20 protein-coding genes are annotated in these 14,709 nt (G+C 38.5%); 15 read left to right on the plus strand and 5 right to left on the minus strand.

Translation table 11 applies throughout. From position 1 onward, the window contains the following. Nucleotides 1–48 precede the first annotated feature (48 nt). Entirely contained in the window at nt 49–759 is a 711-nt protein-coding gene (locus CFPU101_RS05360) for a 4'-phosphopantetheinyl transferase superfamily protein (RefSeq protein WP_206814297.1), read from the minus strand. A gap of 90 nt (nt 760–849) precedes the next feature. Here CFPU101_RS05360 and CFPU101_RS05365 point away from each other — a divergent pair, with 90 nt between their 5' ends. Both CFPU101_RS05365 and ribBA read left to right on the plus strand, forming a co-directional pair. Continuing rightward, a complete protein-coding gene (locus CFPU101_RS05365; RefSeq protein WP_206814298.1) occupies nt 850–1,833 on the plus strand; it encodes a vitamin K epoxide reductase family protein in 984 nt (327 codons plus the stop codon). A 98-nt stretch (nt 1,834–1,931) separates the two neighbouring features. Continuing rightward, on the plus strand, nt 1,932–3,599 hold the full coding sequence (gene ribBA, locus CFPU101_RS05370) for a bifunctional 3,4-dihydroxy-2-butanone-4-phosphate synthase/GTP cyclohydrolase II (RefSeq protein WP_206814299.1): 1,668 nt from the start codon (nt 1,932–1,934) through the stop codon (nt 3,597–3,599). Between the two features lie 3 nt (nt 3,600–3,602). On the opposite strand, the gene CFPU101_RS05375 is transcribed toward ribBA, so the two are convergent. Next, nucleotides 3,603–3,869: a MoaD/ThiS family protein gene (locus CFPU101_RS05375; protein ID WP_206814300.1), complete on the minus strand. Its 267-nt coding sequence runs from the start codon at nt 3,867–3,869 to the stop codon at nt 3,603–3,605. A gap of 312 nt (nt 3,870–4,181) precedes the next feature. Between CFPU101_RS05375 and CFPU101_RS05380 the strand changes: the two genes are divergently transcribed. The 9 genes from CFPU101_RS05380 to CFPU101_RS05420 all read left to right on the plus strand — a co-directional run bounded on the left by CFPU101_RS05380 (nt 4,182) and on the right by CFPU101_RS05420 (nt 8,966). Then, nucleotides 4,182–4,721 carry a type IV pilin protein gene (locus CFPU101_RS05380; RefSeq protein WP_206814301.1) on the plus strand — a complete coding sequence of 180 codons (540 nt, stop codon included), beginning with the start codon at nt 4,182–4,184 and terminating at the stop codon, nt 4,719–4,721. A gap of 214 nt (nt 4,722–4,935) precedes the next feature. Further along, nucleotides 4,936–5,274 (plus strand): DNA-binding transcriptional regulator, encoded by a 339-nt coding sequence (locus CFPU101_RS05385; RefSeq protein WP_206814302.1) that lies wholly within the window; start codon nt 4,936–4,938, stop codon nt 5,272–5,274. A 3-nt stretch (nt 5,275–5,277) separates the two neighbouring features. Then, nucleotides 5,278–5,817 (plus strand): RES domain-containing protein, encoded by a 540-nt coding sequence (locus CFPU101_RS05390; RefSeq protein WP_206814303.1) that lies wholly within the window; start codon nt 5,278–5,280, stop codon nt 5,815–5,817. A gap of 70 nt (nt 5,818–5,887) precedes the next feature. Continuing rightward, on the plus strand, nt 5,888–6,265 hold the full coding sequence (locus tag CFPU101_RS05395) for a hypothetical protein (protein ID WP_206814304.1): 378 nt from the start codon (nt 5,888–5,890) through the stop codon (nt 6,263–6,265). Nucleotides 6,266–6,304: 39 nt separating this feature from the next. Beyond that, entirely contained in the window at nt 6,305–6,664 is a 360-nt protein-coding gene (locus CFPU101_RS05400) for a retropepsin-like aspartic protease (protein WP_206814305.1), read from the plus strand. 84 nt (nt 6,665–6,748) lie between these two features. Beyond that, nucleotides 6,749–7,141 (plus strand): hypothetical protein, encoded by a 393-nt coding sequence (locus tag CFPU101_RS05405; RefSeq protein WP_242577782.1) that lies wholly within the window; start codon nt 6,749–6,751, stop codon nt 7,139–7,141. Continuing rightward, nucleotides 7,142–7,540: a retropepsin-like aspartic protease gene (locus CFPU101_RS05410; protein WP_206814306.1), complete on the plus strand. Its 399-nt coding sequence runs from the start codon at nt 7,142–7,144 to the stop codon at nt 7,538–7,540. It begins immediately after the preceding gene. Nucleotides 7,541–7,652: 112 nt separating this feature from the next. Continuing rightward, nucleotides 7,653–8,165 carry a type IV pilin-like G/H family protein gene (locus CFPU101_RS05415; RefSeq protein ID WP_206814307.1) on the plus strand — a complete coding sequence of 171 codons (513 nt, stop codon included), beginning with the start codon at nt 7,653–7,655 and terminating at the stop codon, nt 8,163–8,165. Nucleotides 8,166–8,186: 21 nt separating this feature from the next. Continuing rightward, complete coding sequence (locus CFPU101_RS05420; RefSeq protein ID WP_206814308.1) at nt 8,187–8,966, plus strand: hypothetical protein; 780 nt, start codon at nt 8,187–8,189, stop codon at nt 8,964–8,966. Nucleotides 8,967–8,972: 6 nt separating this feature from the next. On the opposite strand, the gene CFPU101_RS05425 is transcribed toward CFPU101_RS05420, so the two are convergent. From CFPU101_RS05425 to CFPU101_RS05435, 3 genes are all read right to left on the minus strand, one after another. Next, complete coding sequence (locus CFPU101_RS05425) at nt 8,973–9,590, minus strand: Uma2 family endonuclease (protein ID WP_206814309.1); 618 nt, start codon at nt 9,588–9,590, stop codon at nt 8,973–8,975. A 137-nt stretch (nt 9,591–9,727) separates the two neighbouring features. Then, the gene (locus CFPU101_RS05430; protein ID WP_242577783.1) at nt 9,728–9,982 is read right to left on the minus strand and encodes a hypothetical protein; all 255 of its coding nucleotides are present in this window, start codon (nt 9,980–9,982) and stop codon (nt 9,728–9,730) included. A gap of 1 nt (nt 9,983) precedes the next feature. Then, a complete protein-coding gene (locus CFPU101_RS05435; RefSeq protein WP_206814310.1) occupies nt 9,984–10,208 on the minus strand; it encodes a hypothetical protein in 225 nt (74 codons plus the stop codon). Nucleotides 10,209–10,283: 75 nt separating this feature from the next. Here CFPU101_RS05435 and trmFO point away from each other — a divergent pair, with 75 nt between their 5' ends. From trmFO to CFPU101_RS05455, 4 genes are read left to right on the plus strand one after another with little or no spacing between them, the layout of a single operon-like run. Beyond that, the gene (gene trmFO / locus CFPU101_RS05440) at nt 10,284–11,624 is read left to right on the plus strand and encodes an FADH(2)-oxidizing methylenetetrahydrofolate--tRNA-(uracil(54)-C(5))-methyltransferase TrmFO (protein ID WP_206814311.1); all 1,341 of its coding nucleotides are present in this window, start codon (nt 10,284–10,286) and stop codon (nt 11,622–11,624) included. After that, nucleotides 11,621–12,532, plus strand: coding sequence for a homoserine kinase (thrB, locus tag CFPU101_RS05445; RefSeq protein WP_206814312.1), 912 nt, complete (start codon nt 11,621–11,623; stop codon nt 12,530–12,532). The genes trmFO and thrB overlap by 4 nt, the downstream gene beginning before the upstream one ends. A 12-nt stretch (nt 12,533–12,544) precedes the next feature. Next, nucleotides 12,545–13,759, plus strand: a complete 1,215-nt coding sequence (locus CFPU101_RS05450; protein WP_206814313.1) for a glycosyltransferase family 4 protein — start codon at nt 12,545–12,547, stop codon at nt 13,757–13,759. Nucleotides 13,760–13,777: 18 nt separating this feature from the next. Continuing rightward, nucleotides 13,778–14,707 carry a glycosyltransferase family 2 protein gene (locus CFPU101_RS05455; protein WP_206814314.1) on the plus strand — a complete coding sequence of 310 codons (930 nt, stop codon included), beginning with the start codon at nt 13,778–13,780 and terminating at the stop codon, nt 14,705–14,707. Nucleotides 14,708–14,709 lie beyond the last annotated feature (2 nt).

Below are 14,709 nucleotides of genomic sequence, written 5' to 3' on the forward strand. Positions count from 1 at the left end.
GGATTATAAATACTAAATTTTGACACTCAAAGAGCGCAAGTGCAAGAATTACATATTAAAGTCAAAAAGATTCTTAGATAATGCGCGATCAACATCTTCTACGGCTATTGTAGCAACATAATCGGGTGTGGGAAAAAAAGACCATAAACGCCATTGATTTACGACTTGTTCATCTCTAAAAATGCTTTTCAACCCCTGAACTTGTGTGGCTGCAATTGACACTTCTACTTGATCTAATCCTCCAGCTATCCCCTCACCCGTTGCTTTGAGATAAGCTTCTTTGGCTGTCCAGATGCCAAAAAAAGCTTTTTCTCTTTCTGGAGAAGATAATGTTTTGAGAATTGCTGCTTCACTGGGACAAAAAAAACGTTCTGCTATATGTTCTAGATCCTTAACAGTACGCACATACTCTAAGTCTACTCCAATTTTCTGAGATTGTGCAACCCCATACAACGCCAAATCCTGAGAATGAGAAACATTAAATTGTAATTCCCGATTTAAACTAGAACAGAGTAACGGTTTACCTTTAGCATTATATTCAAACTTCACATCTTGAGGAGCTAAGTTGAGATAATCACCCAAAATCTCCCGTAAACCGCCACGCGCCGCAATAAAACGCCGACGATGTTCCGCAAACCGAAAACGTATTGCTCTTTCTTTTTCGTCATCTGATAAAGTTTGTTCAAGAGTTTGGATCTGTTCAGGTGGAAGGTCTAGATTTTTAACCCAAATCTGTACATTAGTCAACTGCTTATACATTTCTTAACAGGAATTAAACAATAGATTACAGCATTGTACAGAGATTGCTAGAATCACAAATGACGACGCTTGTGGATCAGATCAACTTTTATGACTCGCCGACGTTCTCAGCCTTGGATACAACGCTATGCCCGTATCATTATGGGTATTTTAGCGGTTGTTGGAAGTCTTATTACATTCTATCTAACGATTAAAGCCTTTAGTGGTGGCTCGGTAGCTTGTCCGATTGGTGCAACTTCAGGCGTGTCAGGATGTGATACTGTCCTGAGTAGTCCCTATGCCAAAATTTTTGGGCTACCTCTTAGTTTATTCGGGTTACTCGCCTATTTAAGTATGTTGGTGTTTGCCCTGAGTCCTTTTGTCATTAGCTCGGAAAATAACAAACGGTTCCGTAATCAAATTGACCAATGGACATGGCAACTCTTACTTCTTGGTGGAACAGCAATGGCTATTTTTAGCGGTTACTTAATGTACATTGCTTTTTTTGTTCTGAAAGATTTTTGTTTGTATTGTATTGGTTCCGCGCTTTGTTCTGTAGGACTTTTTCTAATGGCGTTATTTGGTCGAGAATGGGAAGAAATGGGACAGATGTTCTTTTCGATTATTATTGCAGGAGTCGTGACCCTCGTCGGTGCATTAGGACTATATGCTAATGCAGGAAATATTGCATCAACTGGAGATGCAGGAAGAACAGCAATTCCTTTACCCACCGTAGCTGCACAACCCCCTAATGGATGGGACATTACCACAACATCGGGTGAATCTGAAATTGCTCTAGCTAAACATTTAAACTCAATTGGTGCCAAAGAATACGGGGCATTTTGGTGTCCTCATTGCTATGAACAAAAACAACTTTTTGGTAAAGAAGCCTTTAAAAGTTTAAATTATGTTGAATGTGATCCTCAAGGTAATAATCCTCAAACTCAAGTCTGTCGAGATGCAGGCATTAAAGGTTTTCCAACTTGGGAGATTAAAGGACAAATGATTTCAGGAACCCAAACCCTAGACAAATTGGCAGAACTCTCAGGATATACAGGGCCAAAAGATTTTAAATATCAGTTACCAAATCGGTAACACTGACTAATGTAGCAAACTGTAGGGGTTTGGTTATCAAACCCTGTAATGCAGTAATCAGTTAGAATCGAAGAAGAATCTATCTAAATATATATCCTGTGACATCGCTACAGAATCTTTCTATAGAATTTGACTCAATTGACGCTGCTTTAGCAGAAATTAAGGCAGGACGTTTGATCGTTGTTGTAGATGACGAAAACCGAGAAAATGAGGGAGATCTGATCTGTGCGGCTCAATTTGCTACCCCTGACATTATAAATTTTATGGCTGTCCATGCCAGAGGTCTAATCTGTCTGGCAATGACGGGAGAACGGCTAGACGCATTGGATTTACCCTTGATGGTGACAAAAAATACCGATAGTAATCAAACAGCTTTTACGGTTAGTATTGATGCCTCGCCACGTTTGGGGGTTTCTACAGGCATTTCCGCAGACGATCGCGCTAAAACCATCCAAATCGCCATTAATCCCGCCTCACGCCCCGATGATCTGACTCGTCCTGGTCATATCTTCCCCATTCGTGCTAAACAAGGTGGAGTTCTCAAACGGGCAGGACATACCGAAGCGGCGGTAGATTTAGCCCGTTTAGCAGGGTTGTATCCAGCAGGGGTGATTTGTGAAATCCAAAATTCTGATGGCTCGATGGCTAGATTACCACAGTTAGCCGAATATGCGAAAAAATATAATCTGAAGCTGATTAGTATTGCAGATCTGATTAGTTATCGATTAAAACACGATCGCTTTGTTTATCGTGAAAGTGTTTGTAATTTTCCCAGTCAATTCGGTGAGTTTAAACTGTATGCCTATCGTAATACATTAGATAATACAGAACATTTGGCGATCGTGAAAGGAGATCCGTCACAGTTTGGTGATCAGACTGTAATGGTACGAATGCACTCAGAATGTCTTACAGGAGATGCGTTAGGATCACTACGCTGTGACTGTCGGATGCAGCTACAAGCGGCTTTAAAAATGATCGAACAGGCGGGGTTAGGTGTTGTGGTGTATCTGCGTCAGGAAGGGCGCGGTATTGGTCTGGTGAATAAATTAAAAGCTTATTCCTTACAAGATTTGGGACTTGATACCGTAGAAGCAAATGAACGATTAGGATTTCCCGCCGATTTGCGCGATTATGGAATGGGCGCACAAATGTTAAATGATTTGGGTGTGAAGAATATTCGACTGATTACCAATAATCCGCGAAAAATTGCAGGATTAAAGGGTTATGGTTTAGAAGTGGTGGAAAGAATGCCCTTACTCATTGAAGCAAATGATTATAATTCCAGTTATTTAGCCACCAAAGCCGAAAAATTAGGTCATTTACTGCTTAATAATTATTTAGTCACCATTGGGATCGATTGGCAAGAACCTACAGAAACCGTCGCCCAACGCTATGAGAAATTAGAAAAACTTCGACATTTAGGTCGATCCGCGCAATTATTATTACAGGAAGAAGTTAGACCCGTTGCGATCGCACTTTTTAATAAAGCATCTTTAATCTTCCATCTCGGAGTTGATCAATCTCAAGAAATTCCCCTAGATTGGTATCAAAATCAAGATTCTCCAATTCTTAAAGGAATTTTCGACATTTTAGATCATTTAGTCACTCTCGCACCGATTAAACGTTTAGAGTTTCTAGTCTCTGATGGTACTGATCCGATGCTAAAACTACAAGTGAATCTCGATCGTAAAACCTTTTCTTTAGCTCAAAAACCTTCAGAAATTCTACAACACTTAGAAACACAACTGATTTATCACTTTAGCTAAAAACTAACCCCCACTGACAGGAGGAATTAAAACTACTTCATCCCCATCATTAACTAAAGTATCAGCATCGACAAATTGAAGATTTAGCCCAAAACGGGTGACACTTTGCCATTGTGCTAACTCAGGATGGTCGAGTAGGATTTGATTAAGGATATCCTTTACAGGAACCGAAGACGAAAAATACAGTATTATTTCTGGTACACCGTATGCCTCTTGATAAGCGGCAAATAATTTAACCGTAACTGCAATCTCAGAAGAATTCGTGATCATAAGCATTTGAGAACAACACTCGCATCTATTTTAAACGATCGCTTATGTAGGGATTTTGTACTATTTTTTTCTTAATTATACCTCTCCCCGCCTTCGGCACCCCTCTCCTACAGGAGAGGGGCAGGGGTGAGGTCATTAATTTATACCGATTATTTCAACAGATTTGCTAATGGTATCCAACAACCCAAAACCCTTACTAAACCAAGCTTTTAGGAAAACTCAAAAAATTTTTTTTTTAGGTGATATGTAAATTGATCGAAGTGGGTACATTGTATCTAGAAGAAAAAAACTACCTACCACAAGGAAAAATCAATGAATACCCAATTTAAAGTTAAATTTCTCAACCACCTCGCTAAAAAGAAAAAAGATAACAAAGGTTTTACATTAATTGAACTATTAGTTGTTGTCATCATCATCGGTGTACTTGCTGCGATCGCTCTCCCCAACCTCCTCGGTCAAGTTGCTAAAGGCAGACAGGCTGAAGCCAGAACCACTCTTGGCGCACTCAACCGCGCTCAACAGGCTTATCGTCTAGAAAAAGCTGTGTTTGCTCCAGGCCTTAGTTCTCTACCCGTTACAGCCAATTCCCTTCAATACTATGGCCAACCCAGTGTTGCGGCATCGTCTACTCCTGCCTTAGGTGCGAATGCACAAATGCTTCCTACCACTGCATATACCAATGATATAAAATCTTATGCTTCTGCGGTAGGTCAACAAAACGACGGTACTTATAGTGCAGTTGTTTGTGAAGAGAAAGGTAATCCATCTGCGGGTACAAATGCTACTGCTACTGCTGGAACTGCTAGTGGGCCTGCTACTTGCGATACTGCCAATAGTGATCCAGTCAACTAAGCCTCATCGGTTAAATATCGCTTAAATTCCATATTTGTCTGACGGAAGGATTGATTTTACCTTCCGTATTTTTGTTTAATGTTTTTAACAAATAGTAAACATTCAAAACGACTGTTAACGTAAAAGTTTGAAAAAGGAAGCCTTTCTAATGTCTGGACAAATGACGAGAATATTTTAATATAGTAAGTGTAAGATTTAACTTTTTTTTCTGGTCATGCTCTCAAGCGATGTCTTAAATCCACAAGTTATTCGGCAAATGCTTCATCTATCCCAAGAACGGATGAGTCATTTACTGCACGTTAGTACTAAAACCTTATGGCGATGGGAAAATACATCTACTGCTCCTAATAGCGTAGCTCTTCAACATCTATCTAAGCTAAAGCAAATTGCTTCTCTTGCTTCTAAAGTCTATACTCCTGAAGGGATTGAAACTTTTTTGTTTACCCCAATCGAAGAGTTTGATTTTCTAACCGCTTATGACATGATAGCTTTAGGAAAACACGAACAAGTGCTAGGAGCCTTAGCTGCTGACTATGAAGGGCTTGGTTATTAGCCGATGCTTCTTGATTTAATTGAACCTTGGTCAGGGGAAGCATTTCGACATCTTCCCGATGGTGATTACGATGTTTACGATTTCCGCTATGCAGGTTTGGCTCAGAATAATCGCTGGAATTTATTTGGAGAATCGACGTTATATTTAGCAGGCTCTATTGATGTTGCTGCCGCCGAATGGTCACGTCATTTTCAATTTGATCGCCCTCAGAAATTGGCCGCTCAAACCAAAAGAAGAAAGGTTTACTGTTTTGAAGTAAGTCTAAATCGAACTTTGAATTTATGTGAGCCACAACTCTGGGAAGAATTATCGCTCTTAAATGCGCCAAATTGTTTTCTAGAGAAAAATGTTGCTAGAGCGACTGCCCAGTTTATTCGGCAAACCACTGAGGTCGAAGCAATCTTTGTGCCGTCGATGGCTTTTTTAGATCGGTTGGATAAGTGGGTCTTAGTGATCTTTTTAGAAAAATTGTCTAATGTTGACCCTAAACAGTTTTTGCCAACGGTTAATGACTATGGTTACTTAAATGTTGAAAGTGTCTGAACTGCTATGAACAAGCTATCAGTATTAATAGTAGCTAAAATAAAAAAAAAACCTTATGTCTGAACTCAAAATGACTACACAACAACAGTTAGAAGCTATTGAAGCGCAATGGGAAGAAGAAGACCCCCGAATTTTAGAAGCTGCTAGAGAATTTCTTAAAGATGATCTTTCAACTGATGAAGAAAATGAAAAGCTTAAAAAAGCATATTTACACAGAGGGAGAGAAAAAGAATATGAGTATGAGTCAAAACAAGAATATTTATTTTATAAACACTTACCAAGCTTAATTAAAAATTATTCAGGTTTGTATGTATGGTTTGAAGATGGTGAAGTGAAAGACTATGACCAAGATGAAGTAACTTTATGTGGTAGAGTGGTCAGAAGTGATGCAGTAAGAGAGAGAGAAATACGAGCTATTTATGTTAATAAAGTGCCTGAACTCAATTAAATGATCATTAGTCCATATCGAAAAATCAATAATCTTTACGTGCCATCTATTAAAATTCAATTTGCTAACCCTAATAATTTGCAATTGAACTTATATGAGTATGGACTTTTAGACACAGGTGCAGATGTTACTTTAATCCCAGACTTTATAATTAGAGAACTTAATCTTCGTAATATGCGAGAGGAGAACAGAATAACAGTTAGAGGAATTAATAATAGTCGTATGCAAAGTATTCCATATCTGATAAGTTTTAGTTTTGATTACCAATACTTTTTTGACTCAGTTGTCTATGATATTACTGAAACAGAATTAAGAGAAATCATTATAGGACGAAACATTCTTAATCAATTTTCGATTAGATTTGATGGAATTGACAAAAGAATTATTATTAATCCTTAAAAATATTGTTCATAATAAAATAATAGGTAGTAATCAGTTGGCTGATACTTAATGAATTGTAGCTAAAATCAAGAGAAAAACCTTATGTCAGAACTCAAAATGACTACACAACAGCAGTTAGAAGCTATTGAAGCGCAATGGGACGAAGATGATCCTCGAATTTTAGAAGCTGCAAGAGAATTTCTTAAAGATGATCTTTCAACCGAGGAAGAAAAAGAAAAAATTAGAACAGTTCAATTTCAAAGGGGTAGAGAAAAAGAATATATTTATGAGGAAAGACAAAGTGAGCTATTTTATCAACACTTACCAAACTTGATCAAAAAGTATTCAGGTTTGTATGTCTGGTTTGAAGATGGTGAAGTCAAAGATTATGACCAAGATGAAGTAATCTTATGTGGTAGAGTAATTAGAAATGATCTTGTACGGAATAGAGAACTAAATGCTATCTATGTTAATAAAGTTCCTGAACTCAACTAAATGATTATTCGTCCTTATCAAAAAATTAATAATCTTTACGTTCCTTCTATCAAAATTCAATTCGCTAATTCTAATAATTTACAATTAAACTTATATGAATATAGTCTGTTAGACACGGGAGCGGATGTTACTTTAATCCCCTATTTTCTAATTAATGAGCTTAATCTTCCTCAAATCAAAAACCAAAATCGTATAACAGTTAAGGGAATTAATAATCGTCGCCTAGAAAGTCTTCTATATCTTATAAGTTTTAGTTTCGATTACCAATATTTTTTTGACTCAATTGTTTATCATATTCCTGAAATAGAATTAAGAGAAATCATTATTGGTCGCAACATTCTTAATCGGTTTTCTATTAGATTTGATGGAATTGACAGAAGAATTATTATTAATCCTTAAAACTATTATCGGCTAAAGCGAAAAAACTAAGTTTTAACTAACGTGACAGGTTTTTAGCGCAATGTGGGTACTCTGTATCTAAAGACATCCCTACCACAAAGATACAAAGACGATGAATACCTACTTTACAGCCCAATTTCTGCAAAACCTTGTACGAAAGAAAGAAAATAAAGGTTTTACGCTAATTGAACTTTTAGTAGTGGTCATTATTGTCGGTGTTCTTGCTGCTATTGCCATGCCATCACTTTTAGGACAAGTTGTTAAAGGAAGGCACGCTGAGGCTAGAGCGATGTTAGGGGCGTTGAACCGCGCACAAATGGCGTATCGCTACGAAAAGGCGATTTTTACCAAAATACAAGATTTACCGATCGTAGTTCCTGCACCTGGTTTATACTACTCTTTTGTCGATGATGGAACTCCCGACACATTTCATGGCGCACAGAAAGCAGTCGCTTTACCCGCTTACGACAATGATATTAATAATCACGCATCAGCAGCAGGACAAACCGCATCGGGTGGATATACTGCGGTGTTATGCGAAGATGAAGAACCTACTCAGGATGATGTGACCACGACTCATACATCAGGTGTTGTCTCTTGTGTCAATGGTATTAGTTTAAAATAAAATTTATCTAATTAGCAGTTTATGATAACAAGTTTTAATCAACAGTGGCTTAAAACAATTGGTTTAGTGAGTGGGTTAATTGCCTGCTTAGGTGGCATCAGTTTTTTACAACAAACTCGTATTAATGTTGTAACCAGCCAACTCAGTTCTAGAGACTTTCAACAGGAAGCCAATACCGATAAAATTCAAGTTAATGTCCTAAAAAATATGCCTGCTTTTGGGTTGAAAAATTTATTAGCAGACTGGTCACTCTTGCAGTTTATTCAATACTATGGGGATGAGGAAGCCAGAAAAGTCACTGGATATGAATTGAGTCCAGATTATTTAGATATTATTGTCAAAAATGATCCTCGTTTTGTGAAATCCTATTTATTAATTTCTCCTGCTTCTTCGATTAATGCAGGACTACCTCAAAGAACAATTTTGGCAATGAATCAAGGTTTAGAAAAATTAAATCCTCAGATTTCCGATGCTTATCTTATTTGGCTCTATAAAGGTGTTGATGAACTCTTATTTTTAGGAGATATTCCAGCCGCTAAACACTCCTATACAATGGCAGCAGATTGGGCTAAAATTGCCAATAACCCACGTTTAGAACAAGCGGCTCGTGGCACAGTAGAATATCTTTCTAATAATCCTGATAGTAGTCAGGCGCAAGTCGGAGCATGGTTTTTAGTTTGGGTAAATTCTCGCGATAAAAACACTCGTACAATGGCTCAAAATATGATTGAAAAGTTAGGTGGCAAAATTGTTATGGGTGAGCATGGTCAAGTTTTCGCAGTTCCTCCAAAAAAACGTTAATCTAATTTACTCTCCTCTAAATATTTCTTCTACGGTTAATTTTAAATCAGAAAAATTCTTAGATTTAGTTAACTGATTACCTCTAAATTGTTTCGATTGATATTCACCATTTTCTAAATGATAAATGGTTAGAGTTGGTTGCTTAGGAGAACCGATAAATTTCCTGCCACCCAAACCTAAATAATCAATAATCCAATATTCAGCAATTTCCAAGGTTTCATAAACATCTAACTTGAGGGCATAGTCATCACTCCAATTACTACTAACTACTTCAATCACTAACTGAATTGTTTGTCCAAAGATAATTGTAGATTCTTTTTCCCATCTTGGTTCACTTTTGATTAATTCTTTTTTTGAAACTATAACATCTGGCTCATAACCCGACAAATCATCAACCTTAATCAGACATTCTTTAGGAATAAAATAAGGTAAACCTAATCGCTTAATTTCAAAACTCAATTCATTCATGGAAAAACTCGCAATTTGAGAATGCTTTCCTCGCGGTTTAGGTATTCTAGTAATGACTCCATTGTGCAATTCATAGCAATATTCTGCGTTCTCTGGATACCATTCAATAAACTCATCGAAATCAAACAAATTAGGTTGAGAGAATGCTTTAATCATAAAACTTAAGGATTACTTAATAAGTCTAATTCTTGAATAAAACGATAATCTTTTTGATTTTTAGTTAATAATGGAATAAATTCAATAATAGTTGTTGCTGCAATCCAAGAATCAGGAATTAATAACCCATGACTAAGTCAATAAGTTTTAATTAAATTTAAAGCTTTTTCTGAAATATTGCATTCAATAAGAACTTGATAATTTCTCAAAAAACTTTCGAGTTTTTGCAATTCTGTTTTATTTTTACAGCCGACTACTAACTCCATTTGAGTAATAATACTAATCGCTAATGTTGATGATTTCGATTCTTGTTGAATTCTATTAACAGCATTAATGACTCCCATACCTACATCAATCAAAATATCAGTATCTACTAAAATTTTATTGGGCATCTTAAATCATCCATTCTGAGCGACGTAGTTGGCGTACCCATTCGTTACTTTCTTTTAGATCTTCTCGATCTTGCCACATTCCAATAAAATGTTCATTTTCCATCCTTAAAGGTTGCACTTGTACGGGTTGAGAAGTTTTCTTTAACTCAATATCAAGTAAGTGCCTTTCCTCTAGACTTAAAGAATTAATAATATTTACTAAAGAATTAATTAATTGAGTATTCATAATCAGCGTTCAATAATAGTTCTAGAATTCTTTTATTGTACAAAGAGACACAACTCTAAGTTAAAATAGCGATCTATGAATGATTCTACTGTTCACGTTATTGGCGGTGGTTTGGCTGGAACTGAGGCAGCATGGCAACTCGCAAACGCGGGTATTCCAGTGGTTTTTTCGGAGATGCGTCCAGTGCGAACCAGTCCCGCTCATCATACTGCTTTCTTAGCCGAGTTAGTCTGTAGTAACTCCTTTGGTGCCAAAGAAAGTGATCGCGCTACAGGTCTCCTGCATGAAGAATTACGCCGTCTTAACTCTATTATTATCCAAAAAGCCGATCAACACGCGGTACCTGCGGGCGGGGCTTTAGCGGTAGACCGAGCGATCTTTAGTCGAGAACTCACGGAAACCCTAGCCAGTCATCCGTTGATTGAATTTCGTCGTGAAGAAGTAACAGAAATCCAGAAAGATAGTATAGTTGTTCTAACCACTGGCCCGCTTACCAGTCCCGCTTTAGCACAAGACTTACAACGCTTTACAGGGATGGAATATCTCAGCTTTTTTGATGCAGCGAGTCCCATTGTGACGGGAGATTCGATTAATCGAGATGTTGCTTTCTTGGCTTCTCGCTACGATAAAGGGGAAGCAGCCTACTTAAATTGTCCGTTTACTAAAGAACAATATATTGACTTTTATCGTGAATTGTGCATAGCCGAGCAAGCCGAATTAAAAGACTTTGAACGAGAAACGGCGAAATTTTTTGAAGCTTGTCTCCCCATTGAAGAACTTGCTAGACGCGGTGAAGAAACGATGCGTTATGGCCCACTGAAACCTGTTGGACTATCAGATGCGCGTTATGAAAGACAAAGACCCTATGCGGTGGTTCAATTGCGTCAAGAAGATAAAGCGGGGCAACTCTGGAACATGGTTGGTTTTCAGACGAATTTAAAATGGGGTGAACAGAAACGCATTTTTAGTATGATTCCAGGGCTAGAAAATGCTGAATTTGTCCGAATGGGTGTCATGCACCGTAATACTTTTATTAACTCCCCTCAGTTACTTTCCCCCAGTTTACAGTTTAAATCTCGTCCGACTCTACTCGCAGCAGGGCAGTTAGTCGGGACTGAAGGTTATATCGCAGCCGCAGCAGGAGGATGGTTAGCGGGAACGAATGCAGCAAGATTAGTTTTAGGACTTGAACCTCTAACCTTACCTGTAACAACCATGATGGGGTCATTATTTGAGTTTATCAGTTCCGCTTCTCCTAAGCACTTTCAGCCAATGCCCCCGAACTTTGGTATTTTACCTAGTTTAGAAAAGCAAATTAAGAGTAAACGGGAACGATATCAAGCATATCGCGATCGCGCTTTAGCGGATCTAGACACTTGGAAACTTCAACTTAAACAACCTTGTTTAACCCTATGACTTCTGTTACTGTCACTGTTCCTGCAACAACCGCAAATATCGGCCCTGGTTTTGACTGTCTGGGGGCCGCTTTAACCTTATACAATGAGTTCACTTTTACTACTGTTGATTCCCAAACTCCCCTAGAAATTATTGTTAGAGGGGATGAAGCGGCTAAAGTAGGAACAGACAAAGATAATTTACTCTATCAGGCTTTTTTAAGGTTATATCATCATGCAGGACTCACCCCACCCCCAGTAAAAATCGAAATTGGTTTAAAAGTACCTCTAGCGCGGGGTTTGGGAAGTTCGGCGACGGCTATTGTTGGTGGGTTAGTTGGTGCAAATGAACTAGCGGGAAAACCGTTTAGTCAGAATGATGTGATGGAACTTGCGATCGCTATTGAAGGTCATCCTGATAACGTGGTACCTGCTTTGTTGGGCAAATGTCAGTTATCGGTAGGTGAAGCAGGAAACTGGCAAATATGCGAAATTCCCTGGCATGATGATATTGTTCCAATTGTAGCAATTCCAGACTTTGAACTCTCGACTGAAGCAGCACGCGCCGTATTACCCAAAGAGTATAGCCGACAGGATGCAATCTTTAATGTTGCTCATATGGGTTTGTTGATACGCGGACTTGAAACAGGAAATGGAAATTGGTTAAGTAAGGCAATGGATGATATGATTCATCAACCCTATCGTTTAACCTTAATAAAAGGATATGATGCGGTTAAACTGGCCGCTTTAGCGAGTGGGGCTTATAATGTGGTGATTAGTGGTGCAGGCCCGACTTTACTCGCTTTAGCCTATCGTCAGCAAGCTGAATATGTGGTGACAGCGATGCGCGAAACTTGGATGATGGAGGATGTCGAAGCAGATGTACAGATTTTATCTTTAGATCAGATGGGAACAAAAGTTATCTATTAATGAACCCAAGTTATGAAAATTTTAGCCCTTTCCTCGATTTTTCCCTACCCACCCACAAAAGGGAAAAGTGAGAGGAGAACCTATAATTTTCTCAAATATTTGAATGAAAATCATTCGGTGACACTGGTTATACAAATTGAGCAAGATTCAAGACCAGAACTCGATCACGTGAGAGAATGTGTCGATGATGTGATAATTTTCCCAAAAAATACCGAAAAACTATCTAAATTCAGTCAATGGCAATATTTTCTACAACAAGCAACGCCGTTTAATCTCCTAGAAGACTATAACCCAAAGATCCAGAGTTGGTTAGATGAGAAAATAAAAACTCATCAGTTTGATGTCATTACGTGTGAAGGTAGCGAAACAGCAATTTATATTCCTTCCCATTGGCAGAATATTTTACCAACTATACTTAATGTACATCGATCGCCCTATGGTATTAGTCAACATAAAATCAATCATCATATCTCAGAGAAACAATGGACAGAACCGCTAAATTTACCGTTGTTGCGACGCTATGAGCAGAAATTGTATCCAAAATTTTCTTCAATTGTCACAATGACCTATGAAGATCGACAAGCCCTTAAAACTTTTGATTTAGAAGTACCGATTACAACGATTCCCAATGGAATTGATCTGATTTTATATCCCAAACGTCCCACAAATCAAGGCGGACAACGTATTGTATTAATGGGAGCAATGGATAAACCTGCCAATATTGATGCAGCGCGATTTTTCAGTCTAGAAGTTTTTCCCCATCTACGACAACGTTATCCAGATGCAACTTTAGAAATTGTCGGTCTTCGTTTAACTCCTCCAGTCATTGAATTAGGACAATATGCAGGAATTACTATTGTTGATGAAGGCGTTTCTATCGTTGAATATCTTCATTGGGCGACTGTTTGTGTACTACCATTACGTCAAGGTCGAGGAATTAAGCGTAAAACCGTAGAAGCTTTAGCCGTCGGTATTCCCGTCGTCGCTAGTGATATCGCCTTGCAACATCTCACAGTTGATGGTTCTGATGTACCACTTTGTGCCATGCGGGCGAATAGTGTGGCTGAATATGTTTATGCGCTCGCTCGTTTGTTTGAAGATGCTAAATTACGGGAAAAACTATCCGTCAATGGACGAACCCTGATCGAACAAGAATTCAGTTGGGAAAAAAGATCGCAACGTTATGAGCAAGTTTTGTGTCAAACATACGATAAATTTACTAATTAAATAGAAACAATATTACATATGTCGATTCCTAAAATTGCTGGCATCATCTGCACATACAACCGAGATTATTTTCTCGGTGGTGCGATCGATAGTCTATTAGCCCAAGACTGCCAAGACATTGAGCTAGTGGTAGTGGATAATGGCTCAAGCGATCGTACATCAGAAGTCGTCGAAAAACGGCTTTCTGACCCACGCTTAAAATATGTTTATGAACCCGTCGTTGGTTTATCGGTCGCTCGTAACACAGGTGCCGCTAAAAGTCAAGCCCCCATTTTAGCTTATTTAGATGATGATGCCGTCGCGAGTCCCCAATGGTTGCGCCTGTTACTAGAAGCCTATACCACTAATGAAAAACTCGGCGTAGCTGGTGGAAAAGTCACCCTGATTTGGCCCAATGGTCAAACCCCACCTAAATGGATGTCAGATAGCCTTGCTGGTGGATTAGGGGCGTTTGATTTAGGAGATCAACCCCTACTGATTGAACAGCCGAATCTTACTCCTAGAGGCGTAAATTACTCACTCAGACGGGCTTTCTTAGAACAGGTGGGCGGCTTTGATCCCAACTTAGGACGCATTGGTAAACGTTTACTTTCCAATGAAGAATTGTATATGACGGAGTTAGCCTTAAACAATGGCTGGCAAGTGGCTTATTTACCAGATGCTTTGGTCGAACACAATGTCTCACCCGAACGCATTAACCCCAACTGGTTTTTACAACGGGGTTGGTGGCAAGGAGTCAGCGAACACTATCGAGAAGAAATAGCGGGACGAACGGGGTTAAGACAAATCACCAGAGGAAGTGAACGTCTCGTTAGAGGATTATACAAAGCCACAAAATATATTAATAATCCCTCACTGCGTTTTGATAATTTAGTCTATGCTTATGGTCAAATTGGCTATCTCAGTGAAGCGGTTAAAGGAATGGTTAGTAAAGAAAAACCAGAATAAGG

This window comes from Chroococcus sp. FPU101 (genome assembly GCF_017312365.1).
In the GTDB taxonomy this organism is placed as follows: Bacteria; Cyanobacteriota; Cyanobacteriia; order Cyanobacteriales; family Microcystaceae; genus Chroococcus.